Raw genomic sequence first — 23,751 nt, forward strand, 5'->3', positions numbered from 1 at the left:
AAGTTTGGCATATGTCGGTAGTGCCGCGAGGGAGAATATGAGGGCAAATATAAGCGAGAATATTTTCATGTATATTTATTCCCGCTCAAGTTGCTCTAGCACCTTCTCTGCCTGGTGTTTCCATCGTGCAGCTTCGTACTCCTCCAAATCAAGCCTTTTTTGAGATCTTTCACTTTTTTCTCTAACGTTCATTGCGGCTGGCGCCACCCCAGATGATGAAAGAAACTATGGGGTGGGAGGTGGCGGGAGGAGGTCCCGCAATTTTTTGGCGGTGGCACCCTGAATCTAACGTGACCCGCTGAACTGACTCGTACCCCGGATTGCTCCCTTGGAGAGCGCCCGTTAAACAGGCCATTGGCGACTTGTCGCCTTCAGGCATATTCAGTTCTGGCACCCGCCACTTTCCATCCTGAAGTTTAACCGGAATGGAGGTGAGGTGGAACTGATAGCACTTCACAAACGCATCATCGGACTCGATGTGCATCAGGCGCAAATTACGGCTTGCGCGATCATCGAAGAAGCGGACGGCACGACGCGCATCGAGCAACGCCAGTTTGGTCATGCCAGCGACTCTCCCCCGCCAATCGATACTGCCGGAGTGAAGAAACAGGAATCATTGCAACAACTTGAATAAGCTGGACTATGTATGCTTCCGAACAGAGCAAATGTGTTTTACAGGCTAGGATAAATCATTCTCTGCTTTTAACTTTAACAAATTGAGATAAGAAATCCTCATCCTCATGATGCCTGGGAGTTTCCCGGGTGGCTTGTCAGAGCGAGGTTTTAAAAGTATTTGATAATTTGGAGGCATGGCATGGTTGCAGATAAAGAGCGAGGAAAAAGCGGTGACAAGCGCGGTTTTGCTTCAATGGATGCAAACAAGCAGCGTGAAATCGCCAGTAAAGGCGGCAAGGCGGCCCATTTGAAAGGTACTGCCCATGAGTTCGATTCTGAGGAAGCACGCGAGGCGGGCAGGAAAGGGGGCCGGGCGGCTCATCTGAAGGGCACGGCGCACGAGTTTGATTCGGAAGAGGCACGCGAGGCGGGCAGAAAAGGGGGCAAGGCCGCACACGAGAAGGGTACGGCGCATGAGTTTGATTCCCAGGAGGCGCGCGAAGCAGGGCGCAAAGGCGGGGAATCACGTGGAAAAGTCGGTTCACATGCTGAGCATGAGAAGGAGGCTCCATACTCGTCGCGAAGTGGGAAATCCGGGCAGCACGACAAGGGTAACAGCTCAAATCACACTAACCGGTAGAGCCTTCTACACCGTTGCCTGAGTGGGCGGTCTTTTCCGTATCCGCCTTGAGTGCTAAAGCTTGGAGATCAATGATTGCGCGTCGAAAGGCGCTCTCACTTTGATATCGTTATCGAAGTAACAGTAGATATCGCGCGGTATACGCGGCGGCTGATGCGGTGAAATGAGATGCGCGTCGTCGGGTTGTAAACCCTCGCGCCACAGGCGAATTCGTTGCGCCCAACGTACCAATGCCTCCTCGGTATATCCGCTCGCATAAATTTCCTGATCACCATGCAGGCGGAGATAGAGGAAATCTGCCGTTACGTCTTCACGGTAGGGCCATTTTCTTGCGGTATCTGCAATGACCAGTGCGATATTATGTGCGCGCAGGAGTTCTACGAAGGTTTCATCGAGGAAGCTGTCGTGCCGTATTTCGACGGCATACCGTAGAGGACGTTTTGCGCCGATCGCCAGGCGTGCGCGGCCCGTCATGCGCTTATCCCGGTGGCGGGCCAGATGCAGAGCCTGCTCTGTATCTCGCGGCAGGAGGTCGAAAAACCCCCTCATTCTGTCCTGATCATAGCGAAAACTGGGTGGAAATTGCCACAAGATGGGGCCAAGTTTTTCCCGGAGATTGAATATTCCCGAAGCGAAGAAATTGGCGAGTGGAATGTCGATGTCGCTCAGGCGCCGGATATGCGTGATGTAGCGCGATCCTTTAACGCTGAAAACAAACCCGAGGGGCGTGTCATCATACCAGTGCTGGAAGTTGTCCGGTGTCTGCAGGGAGTAGAAAGTTCCGTTTATCTCGATAGTCGGTAATATCCTGGCAGCATACTTAAGCTCGCTATGCTGGGGAAGTCCGGAAGGATAAAATATGCCGCGCCAAGGCGGATAACGCCAGCCGGAAATGCCGATACGCGTCTCGCTCACCCGCTCTCAACTCCGTCCGTGCGACAGTTCTTCCCCTTCAGTCGTATATGCAGGGGGAACATAAAAGTTGAGTGTTCGGAGCAGGTCTTCTCCCGTATTGCGGATTTCATGCTCATCGCCACGCTCAATGAGCAAAAGGGAACCCTCACCCAGGCGATAGCGCTTATCATTTATGGTTGCAATACCCATTCCCGAAACGACATACAGCCACTGGTCAGCACCGCGGTGGCGATTATGTGGCTCTCCTTCTGCCTTCCCTGGAAGTAAAACCATTTCAGCCGCCTGCGAACTCGGGTTACCAAGAACGATGCGAAATCCGATTTCGAACTGCAGATTTTTCCGTTTCATCCATTTCTCCCATCTCATCCATTACAGAAATTTGACAGCAGAAAAACAACGCCGTTTCGCGAGAAGGGGAGGAGCTATTGAGTCAGCGAGTAAGCAGGACGAACGTCATATCGGCGGAAGCCGGTATCCAGCCGCGTTCAAAGCACGCCATTATTGGTTTGGGCTGGATTTCGGTTTGCTGGATTCCAGGTCAGGCCCGGAATGACGAGATTCATAATATTTTCTGACCGGATCAATAGGGGGAGACAAGGGGAGACGGGGAAGGGTTTAAGCAGAATGGCCGACCGAACAGGGGCCATTACCTCAGTGTAAATCAGCCGAGAAAGGGCTTTGCCAGCTTGAGATCATTCACGAAGCGCTCGTACTCTTCGTCCTTGTTTTCCTCCGGTACACGCAGCAGGAATGAGGGATGGACCGTAATCAGCAATGATACGCCGGCTGCGTATTCGAGCAATTTCCCCCGGTTGACTTTGACAGGGGTGGCGCGGCCCAGCAGTGAGCGAGCCGCAGTGGCGCCCAAGGCAATGATCAGACGGGGCGCTATCAGTTCAATTTCGCGTTGGAGCCAGGCATGGCACGCCACGATTTCCGCATCGACCGGTTTCTTGTGCATACGTCGCTTGCCACGCAGTTCGAATTTGAAGTGCTTGACTGCATTGGTAACATAGAGTTCTTCTCGCGATACACCGACTGCTGCCAGCGCATGCGACAGAATCGATCCCGCCGGTCCGACGAAGGGATGGCCTGCGATATCTTCACGGTCTCCAGGCTGCTCGCCAACGAGCATGACCGATGCGCGCGGGGAACCTTCTCCGAAGACAGTCCGGGTAGCATGTTCCCAGAGGTGACAGGCGCGGCAATTCGTGGCTGCTTTACGCAGGGAATCGATGGTGTTTCCAGCATGTTCAGCAGGATGTGAAGTGTCCGGTTGAGGCGTTTTCATCTGCTGAAGGATGGACAGGGTCAGGAGACAGGAGACAGAGGTGTTTTCTTAACCTTCAGTACTGAATTCTTCGTTTTTATCTGCATCGGGGGCAGCCTCGGAAGCTCCATCGGCTGTTAGTTCAAACCAGAACACACTGCCGACATCGACAGTGCTTTCCACGCCGATTGCCCCGCCCATCAGTTCAACCAGTTGTTTTGTCACCACCAGGCCAATGCCTGTGCCTTCCACAGACCCCGCTTCCTGTCCGAGCCGGTTGAATTGCTGAAAAAGCTGTGTCAGTTTTTCCGGCGGCAATCCCGTCCCGGTATCGCGCACACTTACGCGGAGGCGTCCGGGCACGGTCATGGAGCAACTCACTTCGACCGTGCCACCCTCGCGGTTGTATTTGATTGCGTTGGAAAGAAGATTGATCAGAACCTGCTTCACCCGCGTTCGGTCGGCCCGAACGAAGAAGCCCATGTCCGATGATGGCGGAAAGATCAGTTGTATGTTTTGCTCCTGGGCCTGCGGTTCGACCATGGTCCGGGACTCGACCATGACCTCTCCGATGCACATCGGTTCCTGCGCAACAACCAGCTTGCCGGATTCGATTGCGGCGAGATCTAGGATTTTGTTTATCAGTTCAAGCAGATACCATCCTGCAGAATTGATCTCCTTGAGCATGGTCATTTGCGTGAATGTCGGCGGGGGAGAACTCGATTCCATCAATTGGGCAAAACCAAGCATGACATTCAGCGGTGAGCGCAATTCATGGCTCATGCTGGAAAGAAAATCTGATTTTGCAAGATTGGCTTTTTCCGCCTCTGTCTTGGCTTTGATCAGTTCTTCTTCGATCAGTTTGCGCTGGGCAATATCGCGCCGCAACTCCTCGTTCACCCGCGCCAGTTCATCGGTGCGCTTGGCGACGAGTTCTTCGAGGCGAAAACGGTGCTGCTTCAACTCTTCTTCTGCCTGTTTGCTTTCAGTGATATCAACCAGGATACCTTGCAGAAACAGCGAGCGTCCCGATTCATCCCGCACCACATTCGCCTCGTCGCGGAACCACAAGACTCTTTCATCCTGAGCAAGCAAACGATACTCACAACGCAGAGGGGCGCCCGTTGCGCGGCTTTTTGCCCGCCCCTCGAGTGCGTGCGCCCGGTCGTCCGGATGAATCTGTGCAAGCAGGATGGCCGGATCGTTCAACCATTGTTCTGCTGAAAAACCAAGCATATTGATACGCGAGCTGACGTAGAGGAAACGGTTGCTCCCATCCAGTGCAGCAATGTAAACGATTGCCGGAATGGTTTCGACCAGGGAGCGATATTTGGCCTCCGCCTGGGCGAGTTTCTCTTCCGCCTGCTTTTTTTCCAGCCGTATCCGCCGGTCGCTCAGCACGCGCTGGATAACGGCAGGCAGTAATTCAAGGTATTGGTGTTCCAGATCCTTGATCAGGTAATCCTTCGCCCCGCGCTTCATTGCTTCTACGGCAATGGCAGCGTTGTCCGTACCTGTCAGCATCATGACCGGGATGGAGACATCGCCACTCTCGTCGGTCAGCGCCGCCAGAAACTCAAGACCATTCACATCCGGCAAGTGGTAATCGAGCAGGACGCAGTCCGGCTTTTGCTCATAGGCAAGTTGCAATCCCTCCCGGCCTGATTCGGCTTCGGAAAGCACGAACTCATAGTCCGGGTCCCGGGCAAGGGCACGTCGACACGCCATACGATCCACGGCATCGTCTTCGACGAGTAGAACGCGAATCAGGGGTTTGGTCATAAGTGGATGAGCTTTCGTAAAATCAGGGAGTTGATTGAGCCTTTATCATGGCATCTCGCTGATGGTCCAGTAAGCATCGATGGAACGCATGACTTCGACGAATTGACGATAATCCACCGGCTTGGCCATATACCCCGCCACACCGAGGTCGAAGCTGTTTATCTTATCCTGCTGTTCCTCTGATGTAGTCAGAACTACTATGGGAATACGCTTCAGCTTGTCATCATTTTTAACCGCTTTCAGGAATTCGAGACCGTTCATGATGGGCATGTTCAAGTCTAGCAAAACGATGCACGGTTTTTCGCTTGCCGGGTCCTGGAGATAATGAACAGCCTCCTCACCATTTTCCCGGTGGACGAGCGGGTTCGTTACGTGAATCTCTTTTAGAGCACGAACGACCGTCATTTTATCTACTTGATCATCTTCCACCAGGAGGATGGGTCTATTAGTTATTTTCACGCTGCTGTTCCTTTGGTTAAATTTGCGACTGCTACTGTTTTAGGGAGAGTAAAGAAAAAAGCTGTACCCTCCCCAGGTGTGGATTCTACCCAGATATTGCCACCATACATTTCCACGATCTTTTTTACCAGGGTGAGTCCAACACCGGTGCTTTCTACCCGGTCTCTTGGGGCAAGCGTCTGGAAAAGCTGAAAGATTTTTTCAAAATGGCGTGATTCGATACCAGGACCGTTATCACTGACGCTGAACCTCCAATGTTCGCCCTCTGCAATGCAGCCAATACGAATTTCGCATTGAGACTTATCCATGTATTTGATGGCATTTGAAAGCAGATTCTGAAATATCTGTTGGATGCGCGTTGGCTCTATCACTATGCTTGGTAATGTATTTTCGACGGTAATGGTAACATTTGGCGAAGGGGCAATGAAATCTATTACATCGCGCAGGACTTCATCCACCTTCACCTCCACAGGTGCTTCTCTGACCCGCCCCACACGTGAATATTGCAGGATACCGTCGATCAGGTTTCCCATACGATGGACTCTGCTGACAAGGAGGCGCATATGCTCTCTACCTTCATCATCGAACTTATCGAGGTAGTCAGTAGAGAGCCAGTCTGCAAGTGCGCCAATTGCGCGCAACGGTGCTTTCAAATCGTGCGATACCACATATGCGAAACTTTTCAACTCTTCATTGGCGCTTTCCAGGTCAGCCATCAGTATCGCCTTCTGTTCCTCTGCCTGTTTACGTTCACTGATGTCACGCAGAATGACGACGAACATCCGATGCTCCTGGCCATGCATCTCAGTCACAGAAATATCCAGGGGAAACGTTGCACCGTTTTTGCGCACCCCTATAACCTCATTCGTTTTTCCGGGCACTTGCAGTTTTGTGTTTTCCTGGTAATTCTTAAAATAATCCGTCAGTTGACCGTGTTCAGGCCGGGGGAACAGGAAGCCGATATTTTGTCCGATCAACTCACTTTCGGAATAACCGAAGATCCGTTCCATTGCCGGGTTGTCGGTCTTGATCGCGCCCTCTTCGTCAACGGAGACCACACCTACAATCAGGTTATTTATCAAGGCGCGCGTATTTGCTTCGCTGGCGCGAACCTGGCCGATTGTGTCCACCAGGCTGTCGCGCATTTCCCGCACGGCCTCCATGAGTTGGCCGATTTCATCATTCGATGGACGAACTTCGATTTCCTGTCTCAGGTTTCCTGCCGCCACGCCGCGGGAGATTCGCACCACATTCTCGAGAGGCTGAAAAATCGCACGGATGAACATGAGGCTGAACACCACCGCCAGCAGCAGGGCAACAATTATCGAAGCGATGAGAATGGCGCGGATTGTCTCGTACCGGCTTTGTTCCTGGTCATATTCTCTCTTTGCTTCATCGACCTGCAGCAAAACAAGCGCGTCGATGCTTTCGCCTACCGGCAGGTACATCGGACGAATCTTCTCTATAAGTATCCTGTTTGCTTCGCCGACTTTATTGGCGCGCAGCGCTGCTGTGGCCGGCAGCAGCCCCTCGGTCACATATTTCCGATGGTCGGCATCAAATTTGGCAGCAAGCTTTTTTTCCACGGGGGTCAGACGGGTGGTTATATACTCTTCCCAAGTTTTGTTGATTTCCGCAATATTCTTCTCAACCTTTGCGGTCTTGTTCCTGATGATTTCGGGCGTCGGCATTACCAGGGCAGATGTGACGGCGAGCCGGGTTTGCAGCAAAAGTGATTCAATATATCCAACCTGGCTCAGCGGAATCGCCCTGTCATGGTAGACGGTCCTCAGTCCGTCTATCGCATTGCTCATGCCGAACAAACCGATCATTCCCATTCCCAGCAAAAAGGCGACCAGGTAGGAAAGGGTAAAGATCAAGCGCGATTTGATCGTCAGGTTTTTAAATGTCAGATTTTTGAACATGTGACCTGCAAGGAGTCGAAAAGGTGATATTCAAAGTTTTCTATTGCACAGAAAGTTATAAATATACCTCTGTGAACCTCAAGTGAAAAATATCTTTTAATCCGACAACCCCGTTCACGGCTCATCCAGGGAAAGAAGACAACGTTGATTGATGCTCACCGGTCGGGAGCAGGAAATTTATGGCAGGAAATTTATGACCCGAATATGTGGATCAGCAGATGTTGCAGGCGATCCGCTGCCTCCAGAGTACTCGCACAACCAAATGGCCTATTCCTATTGAGAGGCTCTCCTTGATATGTACTATATTTAGATAGCGTTCCCGGATCGGTGGTATTTCGCCGAGTGACGCTCTAGCTGTTAATCGGGGATTGAGATGCGCTGAAATTCAATCTTAAAGGAGGATAATCATGAAACTCAACGTTTTGGCTGCGGGATGTCTGCTCACGGCGGCAGTAGCTATGCCAGCTGTTGCCCAGACCACGGTTTATACAGCGAACCTTACCGGTCCCAACGAGGATCCGCCGAACTCTTCTCCAGGTATTGGTACGGCAATGATCACTATTAATCAGGATGCCGGGACGATGCGGGTGGAAGAGAGCTTCAGCGGGCTTACGGGAAATGTTTCCGCCTCGCATATCCACTGCTGCACAACCACGCCGCATGAGGGACTGGCGGGAGTCGCCACCGTAAGTCCCACGTTTACTGGCTTTCCCTCCGGAGTCATGGCAGGTGATTACGATCACACCTTTAATATGTTGGATGCGTCGAGTTACAATCTGCCATTCCTGAACGCGAATGGCGGAACTGCTCAAGGCGCCTTCGACGCATTGGTTGCGGGAATAAATGATGGTCGCGCGTACGCGAATATCCATACGATGCCCGAATTTCCAAGCGGGGAGATTCGCGGTTTCCTGGCTCCCATACCAGAACCCGAAACCTATGCGATGCTATTGGCCGGTTTAGCGATGGTGAGCATGATGGCATGGCGTCGTCGTCTTCTTTCCTGCGAAGATAGCGGCGTTAGGATAAGCTGAACATCTGCTGCCGAGTAATTGAATGGAATGATTTTGAGCTCTGGCTATAAACAGGCTTTCTTTGTTTCCAAGGTAAGATAAGGAGACCTGCTGATCCTCAAGGATTGCCTGGATAGCAATCGAAGCCGGAATCGAAGGGCAGGGGTGCCGTTTTCTCTGGTTTATTAAATTTGCCGGAGGGGGTGGTTGCCCATAACCCCTAACTCATTCGGGCGCTCTTCGAGCAATGAGTTGGAAGAACAGGATTTTTTCTGCTCACTGTTGAAAAGCAATTGCACAAAAACAACTGAGTTTTCGTTCCCTTTTGCCTATTGCGGCAATCTGCTCTGGGCCTTGAGTTATTTCATGCTCGCTGATCTGGCTGATTCCCAATCAGTCAAATAGAAATAGCATACGAATCAGGTAACTCTATAAGAGGATTACACGCTGGCACGAATATTCCGCCCAGCGTGCAATCTTACGCGGCTTGAATGTTTGATGCTTGCTTGCCCTTTGCGCCTTGCGTAACCTCAAACGTTACTTTTTGTCCCTCTTTGAGGGTTTTGAAGCCGGACATGTTGATTGCGGAGAAGTGTGCGAATAAATCTTCACTGCCGTCAACAGGGGTAATAAAACCAAATCCTTTGGCCTCATTGAACCATTTTACTGTGCCAATTGCCATTTTTACTTCCTATATAAAAGCCGAGCCAGGAACCCGGGAAACATATCAGTTAAAAAGAGACCTGGTTTTCAGGTCTAACGGCATTCTGACGGTGCCTGAATGAGAAATATGTTCGCTACCGTACTGAAGAATGAAGAATCTATGTTCACTCAGATGGTGCATTTTGGACCCTTAGCGAGAGAGCAAATCTTTCAATGCCATAATTTTGATCAGGTGCAGGAAACCTGCTGGGACCCAAGCTCCAGCAGTTTTGACATCCTCGCCCACCTGAAGGAAGGCGATTCCTGCGGCGCTAAACAAGAGCGAACTCCTGCATAGTCGCTTCGGCGGGTTCCTGCTTCGCTGGACGGCCCGACTGCACCGTTCCTCCCCAGGCCAACACGGCATGCCCTGCCGCTAAAATATTGATCGCGCCGACCAGATCGGCGTTGTTCTCGTAGCCACAGTCCACGCAAGCGAACCTGACTTGCGTTTGGCGATTCCCCGCCGACACATGCCCGCAGCAAGGGTAAGTCCGGCTGGTGTTCTTCGGCGGAACCGCCAACACATTGCCGCCTCGCCAGGCCTGCTTGTATTCCAGTTGCCGGCGGAACTCGGCCCAACCCTGATCCAGAATCGACTTGTTGAGGCCAGACTTGGCCTTGACGCTCCGCCCCGGTGCTTCGACGCTTCCCGCTGCGGACTTACTCATGTTGCGCACCTGCAAATCCTCGATACACACTATCGCGTGGTTTTGGCTGATCGTGGCCGTAGTCTTGTGCAGGAAGTCGCGGCGGATATTGCCGATCTTCTGGTGGAGCTTCGTGACTTTGGTTTTCGCCTTCATCCAGTTGCGGCTGAATCTGGTTTTGCGACTCATCGCCCGTTGGTAATGAGCCAGGCGCGCTTGCTGCTTCTTGAAACTGTTGATCGGTTCAAAGACCGTGCCGTCCGAGAGCGTGGCGAAACGGGCGATTCCCACGTCGACGCCCACGATGGACGTCGAAGAGTGAATCGGCGTCTCCACTTCCCGTTCGGTCTGGATCGACACAAACCATTTGCCACCCATGCCCAATACGGTGATGTTCCTGGCCGTCCCGAGCAATCCCCGGCTGTTGCGATAGCGAATCCAGCCCAGCTTCGGGAGAAAGATGCGCGAGTTGCCAGCATCGATTTTGAATTGCCTGGGGTCCGGGTAGCGGAAGCTATAGCCTTGGCCTTTCTTTTTGAAACTCGGAAAGTCGGCACGTTTGGCAAAGAAGTTCTTGTAGGCCCACTCCAGGTCCTTGAGCGCGTGCTGCAAGGGATGAACCGGCACATCGGCGAGCCAGCCCGTCCCCGCGCTATTGCGCCAGGCGGTAAGGTGCTTTGCCATCGCAACATAGCCGATGAACTTTTCGCCCGCTTCGTGGTTGGCTTTTTGCAATGCCAGCGCCTTGTTGAACACGAAGCGGCACGACCCGGCAAAGCGGAGCATGAGGCGCTGCTGTTCCCCGTTGGGCTGTAGCTCGTATTTATAGGCTTGAAGGCGTTTCATGACTCGATTATACTTTGGTCTATGAGCGATGACAACGAAATTAGACACGGACGGCATTGCGTTTTCAAGATGCATGTCCATTTGGTCTTTGTGGCGAAATATCGGCGCAAAGTGTTTGACGACGATGCAATAGATCGCCTGCGCAGGATGTTCGCCAAGGTCTGCACGGACTTTGAGGCTTCGCTGGTCGAGATGGACGGCGAGAGCGACCATGTGCACTTGCTGGTGGAATATCCGCCGAAGGTGTCGGTATCGGCACTGGTGAATAGCCTCAAAGGGGCATCCAGTCGGCGACTGCGTAGCGAGCGGCCAGACATTAAGGGACGGTATTGGAAAAACATGCTTTGGTCGCCTTCCTACTTCGCCGCATCTTGCGGCGGAGCACCTATGGGCATCGTTCGCCAGTACATCGAACAGCAGCAGGCGCCACACTAGGCTCAGGACTCATTAATTGAGATAGAAGATGACGGTAGGGGCGATACAGATGGCGGAGAAGAAGGTGTGGGCGCAACGGTCATAACGCATGGCGATGCGTCGCCAGTCCTTGAGCCTGGCGAACATATTTTCTACCTTGTGGCGTTGCTTGTAGAGTTCCCTGTCGTATTCGATCTGGGTTTTACGGTTCTTCTTCGGGGGAATGCAGGGCGTAATACCCTTTTCTCTGAGGGCTGCCCTGAACCAGTCAGCATCATAGCCGCGATCCCCCAGCAACTCTTTTGCCTTGGGTAGAACAGGCAACAACAGGGCCGCACCCTTATAATCGCTCATCTGCCCTTCGGAGAGCAGCAGGACAACAGGCTTGCCCATGCTGTCGCACACGGCATGGAGTTTTGAATTCAAGCCGCCCTTGGTGCGACCGATACGGCGGGGAACATCCCCTTTTTTAAAAGGCTGGCTGCCGTACGGTGCGCCTTCAGATGTGTGGCGTCAATCATTAGCCGATCGGGCGTTTCCTCTTTGCCAGCCAGTTCCGCAAAAATGCGGTTGAATATACCCATCCTGCTCCAGCGCATGAAGCGATTGTAGAGCGTCTTGTGCGGGCCGTAGCTTTTGGGAGCGTCCTTCCATTGCAGGCCGTTCTTTATCACGTAAATAATCCCGCTGAGCACCCGCAAATCATCCACACGCGCCACCCCATGGGACAAGGGAAAATAAGGCTTTATGCGGTTGAATTGTTTCTCTGACAGCATAAAAAGATCACTCATGGCAACTCCTCCTGACATAAGTGAATCACATCCGCTCACTTCCGTGAATCCCAAAATTAATAGGTCCTGAGCCTAGCTAACAAAGAACGCCGATGGCCTCCGTGCTATCCTTACCCGACCAGGTTCGACAGCTTCGCCTAAAGGTTGCTTCGCAACCAGATCACTTGGACGAGGTTTGCCGCGCATTCCGATCAACAGACCTATCCACCCCAACCAGGGAAAACTTCCATTCAGGGAAAGCTTCCATTAGCGGTATTGCCGAGGCTCGGCTTGGCGAAAACTGATCGGAAATCGTCCCGGCAATTTTCATAGGAGAACAGATATGAAACCAGAAGACGACACCGGCACCGCGCGGCGTCAGTTTGTTGGCGGCATGACAACCGGCCTTGCCGCAGCATTTGTCTATCCGGCCTTTGCACAGCAAGGGCAGCAAGCGCAGCAAGGACAGCAAGAAAGCCGCCCCGGCTCGCTACAAAGGCCCAGCCAATCCCGTAAACAGGATCCGAGAACGCAATATCCTATTCCCCCTTTTCCCCCGCAAAAACAGGATCCTCCCAGCCTTGTAAGCAAGATGATACCGCGGCCTGATCACGGTGAAACAACCTACAAGGGCTCGGGCCGGCTAGTGGGTAGAAAGGCACTTGTGACCGGTGGCGATTCGGGCATTGGTCGCACCGCCGCCATCGCCTTTGCGCGTGAGGGCGCCGATGTCGCGATCAACTATCTACCTGTTGAGGAGTCCGACGCTCGTGAGGTCGTGAAACTTATTCGGGCGGAAGGGCGAAAGGCGGTCGCGATCCCTGGCGATATCCGGGACGAGGATTTTTGCTCCAGGCTTGTCGCCAACGCCGTCCGGGAGCTGGACGGACTGGATATCCTTGTCAACAATGCGGCTATGGCTGCTGCGCAGCCCTCTATCGTCGATCTTACGACTGAACAGTTCGATTCGACCTTCAAATGCAATGTCTATGCCATGTTCTGGATTACCAGGGCCGCTCTGCCGCATCTTGAGCCCGGAGCGGCGATCATCAACACAAGCTCCATTGAGGCTTACACTCCATCCGATGCGTTTCTCGACTACGTGCAGACAAAGGCGTGCGCCGTTGCCTTCACAAAATCGCTGGCGAAGCAGGTCGCCAAGCAGGGTATACGGGTGAACGCGGTGGCGCCAGGACCGTTCTGGACGCCGTTGCAGACGACTGGAGGGGCGGACCTCAGCAGGTTCGGCAAGGAGACTCCGCTTGGGCGCCCCGGCCAACCGGCGGAACTCGGCCCCCTGTATGTCTTTCTCGCGTCGCAGGAATCAAGCTACGCAACCGGACAGGTGTACGGTGCCTCAGGCGGGGAAGGATACCCCTAACGCAGCTAACAAGGCCAGAAGCAGACTTTCAACCTTGCCTACAGTCTTAAGGTTTCTTCTGCCGACACCATTTGCCGATGCTATCAGGACGAACTATGATGCGCATGTGAATCTCCCAAGTGCGAATTCTCCCTATCACCTGACCCCAATTTCGCAGATTACCTGTTGCCCTTTTAATGATCTTGCTTACACCTGCCTCATTATTCCTCATTATTCCATACGCGAGCTTGATATCCATTGTCATTATCGGAAACTAAAAAGGAGTTACAAATAGATGCTTGTAACTCCCCAATCTATTGGTATTTATGCTGGAATTGAACCTACGATCAGGGGATTATGAGTCCTTGGCAAGGGTGGCAGCTGCCCATGCCCGGAGTCGAAACCTGTGCCCTCCCCAGGAGTTTGCCGCTCGTAACCGCTGGGAACGGAGGTGGTCCCTTCGCCGGTGCTCGTTCTGCTCCTGCAGAACTCGCAACTGCTGCTGTTCCAGCATCATCTGTTCATGCCTTGCGTGCCCAGCACGTCCCAAATTCTGTAAACCGTTGTACTCCTGTCCGATGCCATTATGTTGAGCTTGAACTGCTGATGAGAGTGCGAAAAGGCCTCCTGTCAGGAGCACCATCGCAAGTTTCATTTTTTCCTCCAAGGATGTGAACGAGAGATAATTTTACGAATGGCATTCTAGTCCTTGATCAGTGGGAAATAAATTGTACTTAAGTACATGTTCCCAGCAGATCGAAACGCTATCGCTTCAGGGGGAAATTCAGGGTTTCGAGGAATTGATTGCTGTCAGAGCAGCGAGGTAATAAATCGGTTCCCCTGATGCTGTCTTCAGGTGTTCTGTGATAGTACACATCTCATTGCGCCACCCAGGCATTTTCCACACTGTTTGGCAAAACCCGATATTCGTCCCACGGTGCCGGACATAAGTTCTATCATGGATTTTGGTGATCGATATTCCGGAAGCTGGGTAATACCCAGAGCGACTTTTCAACAGCCCGAGGCTCATCACCTTGAGAATTAGTACGTCTTCCTTATCATCTATTACCGAGCCAGGTATTCCTGGCAATCGTTTTTATAACCCAGTAGAGAAAGTTCTTGTGAACAGCAAATAAGGTGAGCTTGCTGAAGAAGAGAAGGGTTCATCACACTGTGAGGAAAGTGCGATGAACCCCAGAATATAAGAGAGAAGATGATATGGATTTGGAAATGAGCGATATGAGGGGCTAAAGTGTTTTGAGATATTCCAGCAACGCTTTTTTCTCTTCGGCCGAAAGCTTTGTCCCAAATTCATGGCCGCAACGGCTGTTTCCGGAATTTCGATCACTGCAATCCGTAGTTTCCAGCGTGTAGTCGAATTTATTCTGCTCGGTGGCCAGTCCTACACTGACAATATCGTAAGCCGGACCAATTTTGAACGAGCTGATCCTTTCAGCTGCAGGCTTCAGTAGCTCTGCCAATGTCGGAACCGATCCGTTATGAAGATAGGGAGCAGCGGCCCAGATACCTTCGAGGACGCGTGATTCATACGGATAGGACGGTTTAGCCTCGGTCGGTCGAGCAATGAAAGCATCTCGAAGAGATTCTGTCTCTCGCGGAAAGGGGGATTGCGCGCTCTTCTTCGCCCCCCCAGCTTCCTCTTCAGTTTTCATGAGCACGGGAACATAGTGCTGGAGGATAGAGCCGAGAACGGATGTTCCCAGGACATTGAAGGCCGTATCCACGGGTTTGAGCGGTGTGGCGAGAAATGGAATCTTCGCACCTTCAAGCACACCTGTCTTAACAGTCCGTGCAAGTATTTCATACTCTTTGGAATCCGTACCGACATCCATGAGGGGCGTCGCCCAGGTTTTTTGATCCCGAAACCGTGTTTGCCCTGGTTTAATGCCATGGCAATCCGCACAACCACCCTGCTCAGTCTTGCGGACGAAGATTTCCTTGCCTTTATCGGCCAGCGCCTGATCTATCTTCCATGGCCATTTGGGAGGACCAATTTTTTTTACCAGGTCTTCTAACGTCTCCAGACCCTGAAATTCGGCTGAATTATTGGACAGGTAATCAATCCCCAGCAAACGCCATCTATCCTTTTTAGGATGGAAAACCCCGAATACGCCGTAAACCTCACCGAGGTTTCGGGAAAGCGCGAGAATATCATTGCCATTGCTGGAGAAGCCGGGCCATTGTGTCTTATCCTGGATCGAGGCATTCCAGAGAAATGGGTAGCGTACCGGTGCGATGGCTGGTTGGATGTTTTCGGGAATCATATATGTCGGTGGAGAACCGATATCGAGGCCGGTCAGCCGGTTGAAGATCATCGATACCGCATCGAGCCGCGCCGGACCCCATGGTTTTGCGGGAAGTGCGCGCTCGATCAGCGTATGGTAGGGTAAATACCACGCCTTCACCGCTCCCTGCAGCTTTTCCTTATCCTTCCGGGTTGCTGACGGGCCAAGGACGGCGCGTGCAAAATCCGTGAACGCTTGCTTGTCCGTCAAAACGAGCTTCACGGCAGTATCGAGATCAGCCAGAAAACTCTGGAAATCGACGATTCCCGGTCCGCCGTCGATCAGGTATGCGGTACCGTTGACCTCGATCTGACGCGTATGACAGGCAGAGCAGTTCATGCCGATTTCCTGTCCTTCGCTTCCACTTGCAACGGTGAATCCCACGGGTAATCCAGCTGGTTTGCTGGTCTTATTGGGAAGGTAGCCATATCGGCCCAAGCTTTCAGCCATGAACGGTTGGCCGTCTGCTTGCTTCAAGGCGGATATCCAGCGCAGTGGCATGATACGAGAGCCCTGATCGCGACTATAGAAATCCTTTCGGGCAGAAGCTGTCCACTCTGCCCCCTGATCTATGATTACTTGTTCGGCTGCCGAAGAAACCGGCGGCACGAGCAAAGCTAGTGTGGACAGGAGGCTTCCAATCCAGGATAGGAACTTGATTTTCAATTTTTATCTCCCTTTAGATTAATGAACGATATGTTTTGAGGCTCGTCGTGCCCTTGCTACCCGTATTGCATAAATTATTTTGCCGATTGAGCGATGAAATGTGCCGATACGACCGTTACTGGGTCAACGGCTATCAATCCTTCGCAACGCGGACCTGGGTAATATTGACGAACATTAGAAACATCCTGACTGCTTGAACTGACTGATGTCAGATATCAAATCAGCTGGATGTCTGGTGGTACGTTGCACTGCGTTTTTTAATTGCTGATTTCGATTCGCCCTTCGCCACGAAGGTACTGCGACCTTGTTACCACCTCCTTGCGGAAAGGGGGTAGAAGAACTCATCGCTGATGACTGGCAATACAGCCGCAGGTCTCAGCCTGCTGATCCGGATCAGTGCTTGGGAAGGGTGGTAGGAAGTATGGTTGCGTGAAACAGGAGGTGATAAGCGAAAAAGAAGAGTTTTATCCTCGCTATTCAAGCTTTGGGAGGAAGTTCTATTGGTTTATTCGTATTTTTCGCGAATAGCGCACGAATAAGAAGCATACTCAGAAAAAGATCAGAGGTTAAAGGCTGAGTCAATAAACAAGAACCCGCTGAAGCGGGTTTTGGGAGGGAAATGTTTGGAAGGCTACTTAATTGTGATGAGCGCAACATCGATCCTCTATACGCCTTCATGATAGCGGCATCCGTAAGCTGATTCTTGCAATCAGATGGAAATCTGGTAGCCTTACGCGATTTGCTGGATCAGCCTGCCATGCGATTGCAGCAACTTGTATTCTCACCCAGAGACAAATCACCTTAAGCAAGATGTGACTGCTATGGGCAAAATGCTACGTAAAGAGAGATAATATGATACGTTGTCGTTGAACTTTTCGCTCAGTTTTTGTGCCGATCCTGTAGCAAAAACATAGACAATCCTGCCTGACATTGCATAAAAAGCCTTAAGAATCAATGTGCCCGGATGGTGAAATTGGTAGACACAAGGGACTTAAAATCCCTCGGGCTTAACCGCCCGTGCCGGTTCGATTCCGGCTCCGGGCACCAATAAAAACAATAATTTAAGCTGGTTTTTTACTATCATTCTTAGGTTCTTAGTGCACACAGAAGAGAGCGGTGCTGGAGGCTTGGGAATGGTTAAAAGAAGATTGCAGTAATATCAAGTCCGGTAGACTGATATCGGGCTCAACAGCTGGGGATTCATTATGAAGAGGACATTAATACTTCTAATAGCTGCTGTGGCGTTATCAGGATGCGCAACCACAACCACAACCACAAGCGGATACGAAAAGAAATTAGCTCCGTATAACGGCATATCGGAGATTGATTTGATCATGTTGCTTGGAACTCCCCAGCAAGTTTATGAGGAAGGAGGAAAAAAGTTCCTTACTTATTCTTTTTCTAGGACGGTTCCGGCTGAGCAGGGAAGTACCGGAAATACCAAGTCATGCCAAACTACCTTTGAAGTTGAGAAAGGTATCGTTATCGGATCAACCTGGAAAGGTAACGCCTGCAAAGGATAGCCCAGCTAAAACAGGATCACCCAGCCGCCTTCGGGCGGTTTTGTTTATGGGCGCCCAGCATGAGCGTGGTCTTGGAGGTAAAAGTCCTCAACAGGTGCTCACCATCGCATACTTCAACCGCTGGGCGTACCCCGTCTTTCATGACCTTAATTTCTCGAACTGTCCGATGCGGATCTGCATGCCGCGTGATGTGGCAGGGGCGCGGCCTATAATAGTCGACCCCTATGCCGATTTTCTTGATTTTCAGCTTTTTTGAGAGTGACTTCTAGAACTCTTTCATTCGGGAGATTTATTTTCATGACGTATGTTGAGCCATTCCTGGGCAAGGATTGCTTAACACGAACATAAACGCCATTGAGATCTTTCGCTAATTGGGACAGTCCGGATTTGAATTTTTCGTAATCGACAATAATTTTGTAAAGGCCCGCGAGCGATGCGCCGATAGTAATGGTAGTGATAACGCAACCGAGCTTGTATTCAGTTCGGATAACCCCAACATCTTCCGCATAGGGACTCTCTGCAAGGCGTGATTGGAATAGCCCAGAGACTTGAGATGCAACGTATTCCGCTTCCTCAGAGGAAAGAGACTTGCCTGGAGTAACATTTGTGCAGTAGGTAACAGCACCAATCTCGTATAGTCCCAAGACTTTTTCCCTTAATCGGTTGTCTTTAAGAAACGCTTATAAAATAAAAGTATAGATGTGGGACAAAAAATTGAAGATAAATCTGTTGGGCATAAATTAAAGACTTGTCTGTTTCGGAGGTTCAGAATCGCCAAATTTGGCAGCACAGGCTTCATCGATCGCTCGTGCAGCAAGATCACTGCCAATACCCTTCATATGCTGGAGAATGCAGTCATTATAGTTAGTAGCTTCTGGTACACGATGGTTATTAGATTCCGTCTGGCGACTACAAGAAGCAACTTGAGTAAGTAATAACAAGAGGACTATGGGAATCAGCGATCTCATTAATTTATCCTTTGTTGCTCCGATTTTATCGTCTGGCGAACAGAGTTTAAATTAAACACTCCTTCATTCAATCATATTATAGTTGTGGATATGGTTGCAGGTATGATTGTTGAATCAATTTCAAGTGTTTGATAAAACTTAGTTCCGCAAACGATAAGGGAGTTTCAGTCTGCAAGCGCAGGAGATTGCCAAGTGATCATGTTGACATCCCCCCGTCTGAAGACGGAGGATTCCCACTTCACAGAACCTTGCCTATCCACATTTACATGCAAACAGGACTTACAGTTTCTCCATGGGCTGACACCGCCAGTCCGGCGGCCAAAACATTGCGCGCTGCATTGATGTCGCGGTCGTGGACACTGCCGCATTCAGAGCAAGTCCATTCGCGCACCTTCAAAGGCATGGCCTTTGCGGTATGTCCGCACCCGGAGCAGCGTTTTGACGAGGGATACCATTTGTCAATGCCGATCAGTTCGCGTCCATACCAGTGCGCCTTGTACTCAAGCTGCCGCGCGAATTCAGACCAGCCTGCATCGCTGATCGACTTCGACAGGCAGCGGTTCTTCTGCATGTTGCTGACAGCGAGACTTTCAATGGCGATCACTTGGTTTTCGTTTATCAGCCGTGTCGAAAGTTTGTGCAGGAAGTCCCTGCGGGAATCGGTAATCTTCGCGTGCAGCCGGGCTACTTTCAGTCTGGCCTTGCGCCGGTTTGCGGAGCCTTTCTGTTTTTTCGCCAGTCTGCGTTGCAGCTTTGCCAGTCTGGTTTCATTCCTGCGGAATGTGTTGGGCGAAGCAACCTTTTCGCCGGTCGAGAGGATGGCGAAGTGAGTCAGGCCCAGATCAATGCCAATCTTTCCGACTGCTTTGTTCCTGGCGGTGACTTGATCCGTGCAAAGCATGGACACGAAATAGCGGTTGGCCGTGTCCTTGCTGACTGTGACGGTGGAAACGACAACCGCTTTCGGGAGGGTGCGCGAGAAGCGGATATTCAGAGATTTGTCCATCTTCGCCAGCTTCAGTGCTTTGCCGTCCCATTTGAACGCGCTAGTCGTGTACTCAGCCGCCTGGGCGCCGTCCTTGTGCTTGAATGCCGGGTATCCGGCGCGCCTGGCAAAGAAGTTGGAAAAAGCGGTTTGCAAATGCCGCAGGGATTGCTGTACCGGGACGCTGGAAACCTCATTCAACCAGGCATGCTCAGGAGTTTTCTTGAGTGCCGTGAGCATCGCAGAAGTCTGGTTGTAGTTGACCTTCTCCATTCGCTGAAACCATGCGTCAGTGCGCTGGCGAAGCATGTGGTTGTAGGCGAAACGCGCGCAGCCGAACGTCCTGGCAAGAACTTCCGCTTGCTGCGGCGTCGGGTAAAACCGGAATTTGTAAGCACGTTTAACTTCCATTCAGGCATTTTACAAGAAATACCTGAACCTTGTAACAATCATGCAATTCCTCCCGCGACTGAAGTCGCAGGTTTCCTTGCGAGGATTCTATGAAATAGACGGCTTTTCGATCAGAATTTTTTTGCAGAATTATTAAAAATTTGGTATTGACCGCTAAAGTTTCATGAAAAGTTGACGTTGATCAACCAAAATCGGCGTAACCTGCCATCGGTATCGCATTCCAGGCATCGTTTGAGCAGGTTATACAGCTCCGCTGGCATCTCCCGAACTGGTGTATTCTGCTGTAGGAAAATTTCCTACACGGAAATGCTGTCATTTTCTACACCCAAATCAGACAACCTCCGGTTTTTTCCCTCCTTCCAAACCTCCACAATGCACCCATTCACTGTGATGGAGGTAAAAATGAAAGCCAACGAACTGACAACGGAAATCAAGGACTTTAATCTCACTTATCTCATGCTGGCCCAGCAGATGGTAATTGCCGACAAGGATATGGCGATTTTCAGACTGGGGATAAGCAAGGACATCGCCGATATCCTGGAAGTTCTGACCCCAGGGCAGATACTCAAGCTGGCGAACTCCAACATGATGTTGTGCCGGATACGTTTCGACGACAACCTGGTCTTCGGCATGCTCGCCAACTACACCAAAGACAAATTGATGGCGCAATCTCATACGGCAATCCTGCTTGCAGGGCAGCCGGTTGAAGAAATTTCATAGAGTATTTCCTGAAATATTTGCCGAGAATTTCTGGGGAAGCGAGCTTCCTGAGCAAGAATAAGGATAGGGGGAACGGTTATGCGCAAGAAAAGCATTGTGTCGGAAGCCAACGAGATAAAGACAGCGATCGAGTTGATTCGCCTGGGTGCGCGTCTTCAGTTACTGGAGTCTGAAACCACCCTGAGCCGCGAGCGGCTGATCAAGCTTTATAAGGAACTGAAAGGCGTTTCCCCACCCAAGGGAATGCTGCCGTTTTCCACCGATTGGTTTCTTACGTGGCAGCCCAATATACATTCCTCCGTATTCGCTGACATTTACCGCTATCTGATTGCTCATGGCGACTGCCGGGGAATCAGCGCCATTATCAAGAGCTATAAGCTTTATCTGGAGCACTGCCAGGTCAGCGAGATGGAGCCGATACTCAGCCTGACCCGGGCCTGGACGCTGGTGCGCTTCTTTGAAAGTAAACTGATGCAGACCACTGCATGCAATCAATGCGGCGGGCATTTCGTAGTGCACGCGAACGATCTCCATCACCGCTACGTTTGCGGACTGTGCAATATGCCTTCCCGAGCCGGTAAAACCAACAAGGCGCGGACAGGGATGGTGGCAGAGGCAGCTATATAACCCGTAGCACCCGGCACTCCCATACTCGCGCAATCCTTGTTCCGCGCGGAGGACATTGTTCTCCGCCAGCATCCAACCTCTTTCTCTTCTGAGCCGGATTCTTTCCGGCTGCCTTTCGCTTTTTTCCGCTTACTTTCCCGGTGGCAATGAACACACGGGTCGATGGACTAAAGTCCGGCGGGTTTGACCCGTTATAGAGAACACGATCCAGGATTTTGTCTGCCTTACCGCAGTTTTATCGTGGAAGAACCATGATGAGGCGGAGCGGCGGCAGGCACTCCTGGACTACCGGCATGCTTCTAAAATTACCTATTCCAGCAATGCAATAGTCGATACAGGAAATATCAGAAAAAGATGTTGGTCATTATTGGATCTCTCGTCGTGCTGGCGTCGGTGTTCGGCGGTTTTGCTTTGTCCGGTGGACACCTGGCTGCCCTGTTTCAACCGGTTGAGCTTCTCATGATCGGGGGTGCGGCCATGGGCGCGTTTACCCTGGGCAATACGAAAAAAGCCCTCAAGGCCACCTTCAAGTCACTTCCCAAGGCTGTACAGAGTCCCCGGTACACCAAAGCCTTGTATATGGACCTGATGGGGCTGCTCTATGATCTTCTGGTCAAGGTTCGCAAGGAAGGATTGATGTCGATCGAGCCTGATGTCGATTATCCCAATGAAAGTGCGATTTTTGCCAATTATCCCGATATTCTCGCTGAGCACGTTGCGTTGGAGTTCTTGACCGACTATCTCCGCCTCATGGCGGCAGGCAATCTCAACGCATTCGAGCTGGAAAATCTGATGGACAACGAGATAGAGACTCATCATCAGGAAGGCGAAATCCCCGTGCATTGCATAATCCGGTTGGCGGACAGCATGCCGGCATTCGGCATAGTCGCGGCGGTAATGGGCGTGATTCATACGATGGCATCCGTGGGACTGCCGCCCTCGGAACTGGGTGTGCTTGTCGCCCAGGCGCTTGTGGGAACTTTCCTCGGTATTCTTCTCGGGTATGGATTTGTGGGGCCCTTTGCCTCGATACTGGAACAGAGGCTCAATGAATCGACGAAGATGCTGCAATGCATCCGGGTCACCTTGCTGGCGAGCATCAATGGCTATACTCCTGCACTGGCAGTCGAATTTGGACGAAAGGTGCTCTACTCGACGGAGCGGCCCAGCTTCGCTGAACTGGAAAATCACGTCAGACGGGCAAGAGACAAATAAGAAAGAGGGGAGAGGTCAGCCGTGGCCGGAACGCAGCATCGTATCGTCATAAAGAAAGTAAGGAGGCAAAGCCAGGGGCACGGAGGCCAGTGGAAGATTGCCTATGCAGATTTTGTAACTGCGATGATGGCGTTCTTTCTGCTTATGTGGCTGCTCGGTTCTTCGACACGGGCTCAATTGCAAGGTATTTCCGAATACTTTCTGAGACCGCTGGAATCGATACCGGAAAGAAGTCCCGGGAGCGGCGACCGGACAAGTTTGATCCAGGGGGGCGGAAAAGATGTGATGCGTCGGGACGGGCAGGTACAAAAGGTGGATGTGGACAACACTGAAAAACCGCTCAGCCTCAGGGCAGCGCAGCTTGAGCTGGAGCGACGTGATGCACGCCGGCTGGAGGACTTGAAGCGCCGCCTGGAGCGCCTGATCGAATCCAATCCCACCATGTATGAATTCAGGAAGCAGTTACTGCTGGATATTACGACGGAAGGCCTGCGCATTCAGATCATCGATGACAAGAATCGGCCGATGTTTGCGCTTGCCAAGGCTGAACTGGAGCCGCATACGCGGGAAATTCTGCAAAAACTTGCCAGGGCGCTGAACGAAATGCCCAACAAGCTGAGCCTTTCCGGTCACACGGATTCAACTCCCTACGCGAGTGGCGAGAAAAATTACAGTAATTGGGAGCTCTCCGCCGATCGTGCGAATGCTTCCCGCCGGGAGCTCATTCTCGGCGGAATGAATGAGCAAAAGATCATGCGCGTGGTGGGCTTGAGTTCCGCAGTCCTGTTCGACAGGAATGATCCGACGAATCCCGTCAACCGGCGTATCAGCATCATTGTGATGAGCAACAAGGCTGCCGAGGCAATAAGCAAGGAAGGCGCGGAAACAACGGAAGTCAAAACGAATGGCGCGGTCAATCCCGAAACCTTGCGCAGCAGGGCCAGCTGAGAAACTGTTGCCACCATTCCG

The 23,751-nt window shown here is 51.6% G+C and carries 21 protein-coding genes, 1 tRNA gene and 1 pseudogene; 11 read left to right on the top strand and 12 right to left on the bottom strand.

The features are described 5' to 3' along the window. Positions 1–436 precede the first annotated feature (436 nt). Positions 437–559: pseudogene (locus ACZ5BW_RS06700) on the top strand (IS110 family transposase); the annotation flags it as partial. 255 nt (positions 560–814) lie between these two features. After that, complete coding sequence (locus ACZ5BW_RS06705) at positions 815–1,255, top strand: KGG domain-containing protein (RefSeq protein WP_464543486.1); 441 nt, start codon at positions 815–817, stop codon at positions 1,253–1,255. Positions 1,256–1,309: 54 nt separating this feature from the next. Here ACZ5BW_RS06705 and ACZ5BW_RS06710 read toward each other — a convergent pair whose 3' ends face one another. From ACZ5BW_RS06710 to ACZ5BW_RS06735, 6 genes are all read right to left on the bottom strand, one after another. Further along, positions 1,310–2,170, bottom strand: coding sequence for a DUF72 domain-containing protein (locus tag ACZ5BW_RS06710; RefSeq protein WP_464543487.1), 861 nt, complete (start codon positions 2,168–2,170; stop codon positions 1,310–1,312). 6 nt (positions 2,171–2,176) lie between these two features. Next, complete coding sequence (locus ACZ5BW_RS06715) at positions 2,177–2,518, bottom strand: cupin domain-containing protein (RefSeq protein ID WP_464543488.1); 342 nt, start codon at positions 2,516–2,518, stop codon at positions 2,177–2,179. 313 nt (positions 2,519–2,831) lie between these two features. Beyond that, on the bottom strand, positions 2,832–3,461 hold the full coding sequence (locus tag ACZ5BW_RS06720) for a UdgX family uracil-DNA binding protein (RefSeq protein ID WP_464543489.1): 630 nt from the start codon (positions 3,459–3,461) through the stop codon (positions 2,832–2,834). 48 nt (positions 3,462–3,509) lie between these two features. Then, positions 3,510–5,222 carry a PAS domain-containing sensor histidine kinase gene (locus tag ACZ5BW_RS06725; RefSeq protein WP_464543491.1) on the bottom strand — a complete coding sequence of 571 codons (1,713 nt, stop codon included), beginning with the start codon at positions 5,220–5,222 and terminating at the stop codon, positions 3,510–3,512. Between the two features lie 45 nt (positions 5,223–5,267). Further along, positions 5,268–5,681 (bottom strand): response regulator, encoded by a 414-nt coding sequence (locus tag ACZ5BW_RS06730; RefSeq protein WP_464543492.1) that lies wholly within the window; start codon positions 5,679–5,681, stop codon positions 5,268–5,270. After that, a complete protein-coding gene (locus tag ACZ5BW_RS06735; RefSeq protein ID WP_464543493.1) occupies positions 5,678–7,606 on the bottom strand; it encodes a Tar ligand binding domain-containing protein in 1,929 nt (642 codons plus the stop codon). Before ACZ5BW_RS06735 ends, ACZ5BW_RS06730 begins: the two co-directional genes overlap by 4 nt. A 407-nt stretch (positions 7,607–8,013) precedes the next feature. Between ACZ5BW_RS06735 and ACZ5BW_RS06740 the strand changes: the two genes are divergently transcribed. After that, complete coding sequence (locus ACZ5BW_RS06740) at positions 8,014–8,640, top strand: CHRD domain-containing protein (protein WP_464543494.1); 627 nt, start codon at positions 8,014–8,016, stop codon at positions 8,638–8,640. Between the two features lie 457 nt (positions 8,641–9,097). Here ACZ5BW_RS06740 and ACZ5BW_RS06745 read toward each other — a convergent pair whose 3' ends face one another. Together ACZ5BW_RS06745 and ACZ5BW_RS06750 are read right to left on the bottom strand one after the other, a co-directional pair. Next, positions 9,098–9,301 (bottom strand): cold-shock protein, encoded by a 204-nt coding sequence (locus ACZ5BW_RS06745; protein ID WP_464543495.1) that lies wholly within the window; start codon positions 9,299–9,301, stop codon positions 9,098–9,100. Between the two features lie 292 nt (positions 9,302–9,593). Then, positions 9,594–10,817: an RNA-guided endonuclease InsQ/TnpB family protein gene (locus tag ACZ5BW_RS06750; RefSeq protein WP_464543496.1), complete on the bottom strand. Its 1,224-nt coding sequence runs from the start codon at positions 10,815–10,817 to the stop codon at positions 9,594–9,596. Positions 10,818–10,838: 21 nt separating this feature from the next. Here ACZ5BW_RS06750 and tnpA point away from each other — a divergent pair, with 21 nt between their 5' ends. Beyond that, positions 10,839–11,252 carry an IS200/IS605 family transposase gene (tnpA, locus tag ACZ5BW_RS06755; RefSeq protein WP_464543497.1) on the top strand — a complete coding sequence of 138 codons (414 nt, stop codon included), beginning with the start codon at positions 10,839–10,841 and terminating at the stop codon, positions 11,250–11,252. Positions 11,253–11,264: 12 nt separating this feature from the next. Here the strand turns inward: tnpA and ACZ5BW_RS06760 are convergent. Next, positions 11,265–12,022 (bottom strand): IS5 family transposase gene (locus ACZ5BW_RS06760; protein WP_464543498.1). Its coding sequence is split into 2 segments (ribosomal slippage): positions 11,265–11,689 and positions 11,689–12,022, totalling 759 coding nucleotides; the frame shifts between segments, so codons are not numbered across the junction. Between the two features lie 322 nt (positions 12,023–12,344). On the opposite strand from ACZ5BW_RS06760, the gene ACZ5BW_RS06765 reads away from it, so the two are divergent. Continuing rightward, positions 12,345–13,382, top strand: a complete 1,038-nt coding sequence (locus ACZ5BW_RS06765) for an SDR family oxidoreductase (RefSeq protein ID WP_464543499.1) — start codon at positions 12,345–12,347, stop codon at positions 13,380–13,382. Between the two features lie 1,226 nt (positions 13,383–14,608). Here ACZ5BW_RS06765 and ACZ5BW_RS06770 read toward each other — a convergent pair. After that, on the bottom strand, positions 14,609–16,333 hold the full coding sequence (locus tag ACZ5BW_RS06770; RefSeq protein ID WP_464543500.1) for a di-heme-cytochrome C peroxidase: 1,725 nt from the start codon (positions 16,331–16,333) through the stop codon (positions 14,609–14,611). Between the two features lie 958 nt (positions 16,334–17,291). On the opposite strand from ACZ5BW_RS06770, the gene ACZ5BW_RS06775 reads away from it, so the two are divergent. Together ACZ5BW_RS06775 and ACZ5BW_RS06780 are read left to right on the top strand one after the other, a co-directional pair. After that, positions 17,292–17,380, top strand: a tRNA-Leu gene (locus ACZ5BW_RS06775). A gap of 158 nt (positions 17,381–17,538) precedes the next feature. Beyond that, positions 17,539–17,856 carry a hypothetical protein gene (locus ACZ5BW_RS06780; RefSeq protein WP_464543501.1) on the top strand — a complete coding sequence of 106 codons (318 nt, stop codon included), beginning with the start codon at positions 17,539–17,541 and terminating at the stop codon, positions 17,854–17,856. A gap of 206 nt (positions 17,857–18,062) precedes the next feature. Here ACZ5BW_RS06780 and ACZ5BW_RS06785 read toward each other — a convergent pair whose 3' ends face one another. Both ACZ5BW_RS06785 and ACZ5BW_RS06790 read right to left on the bottom strand, forming a co-directional pair. Further along, entirely contained in the window at positions 18,063–18,500 is a 438-nt protein-coding gene (locus ACZ5BW_RS06785) for a hypothetical protein (protein WP_464543502.1), read from the bottom strand. Between the two features lie 586 nt (positions 18,501–19,086). Further along, positions 19,087–20,220, bottom strand: coding sequence for an RNA-guided endonuclease TnpB family protein (locus ACZ5BW_RS06790; RefSeq protein ID WP_464543503.1), 1,134 nt, complete (start codon positions 20,218–20,220; stop codon positions 19,087–19,089). A gap of 402 nt (positions 20,221–20,622) precedes the next feature. Here ACZ5BW_RS06790 and flhD point away from each other — a divergent pair, with 402 nt between their 5' ends. From flhD to motB, 4 genes are all read left to right on the top strand, one after another. After that, the gene (gene flhD / locus ACZ5BW_RS06795; RefSeq protein ID WP_464543504.1) at positions 20,623–20,940 is read left to right on the top strand and encodes a flagellar transcriptional regulator FlhD; all 318 of its coding nucleotides are present in this window, start codon (positions 20,623–20,625) and stop codon (positions 20,938–20,940) included. Positions 20,941–21,018: 78 nt separating this feature from the next. Then, positions 21,019–21,567 (top strand): flagellar transcriptional regulator FlhC, encoded by a 549-nt coding sequence (gene flhC, locus ACZ5BW_RS06800; protein ID WP_464543505.1) that lies wholly within the window; start codon positions 21,019–21,021, stop codon positions 21,565–21,567. Between the two features lie 354 nt (positions 21,568–21,921). Further along, positions 21,922–22,782 (top strand): flagellar motor stator protein MotA, encoded by an 861-nt coding sequence (gene motA / locus ACZ5BW_RS06805; protein ID WP_464543506.1) that lies wholly within the window; start codon positions 21,922–21,924, stop codon positions 22,780–22,782. Between the two features lie 21 nt (positions 22,783–22,803). Further along, positions 22,804–23,730: a flagellar motor protein MotB gene (motB, locus tag ACZ5BW_RS06810; protein WP_464543507.1), complete on the top strand. Its 927-nt coding sequence runs from the start codon at positions 22,804–22,806 to the stop codon at positions 23,728–23,730. The last annotated feature ends 21 nt before the right edge of the window (positions 23,731–23,751 follow it).

The sequence above is a fragment of the Nitrosospira sp. TNL300 genome (genome assembly GCF_055385915.1).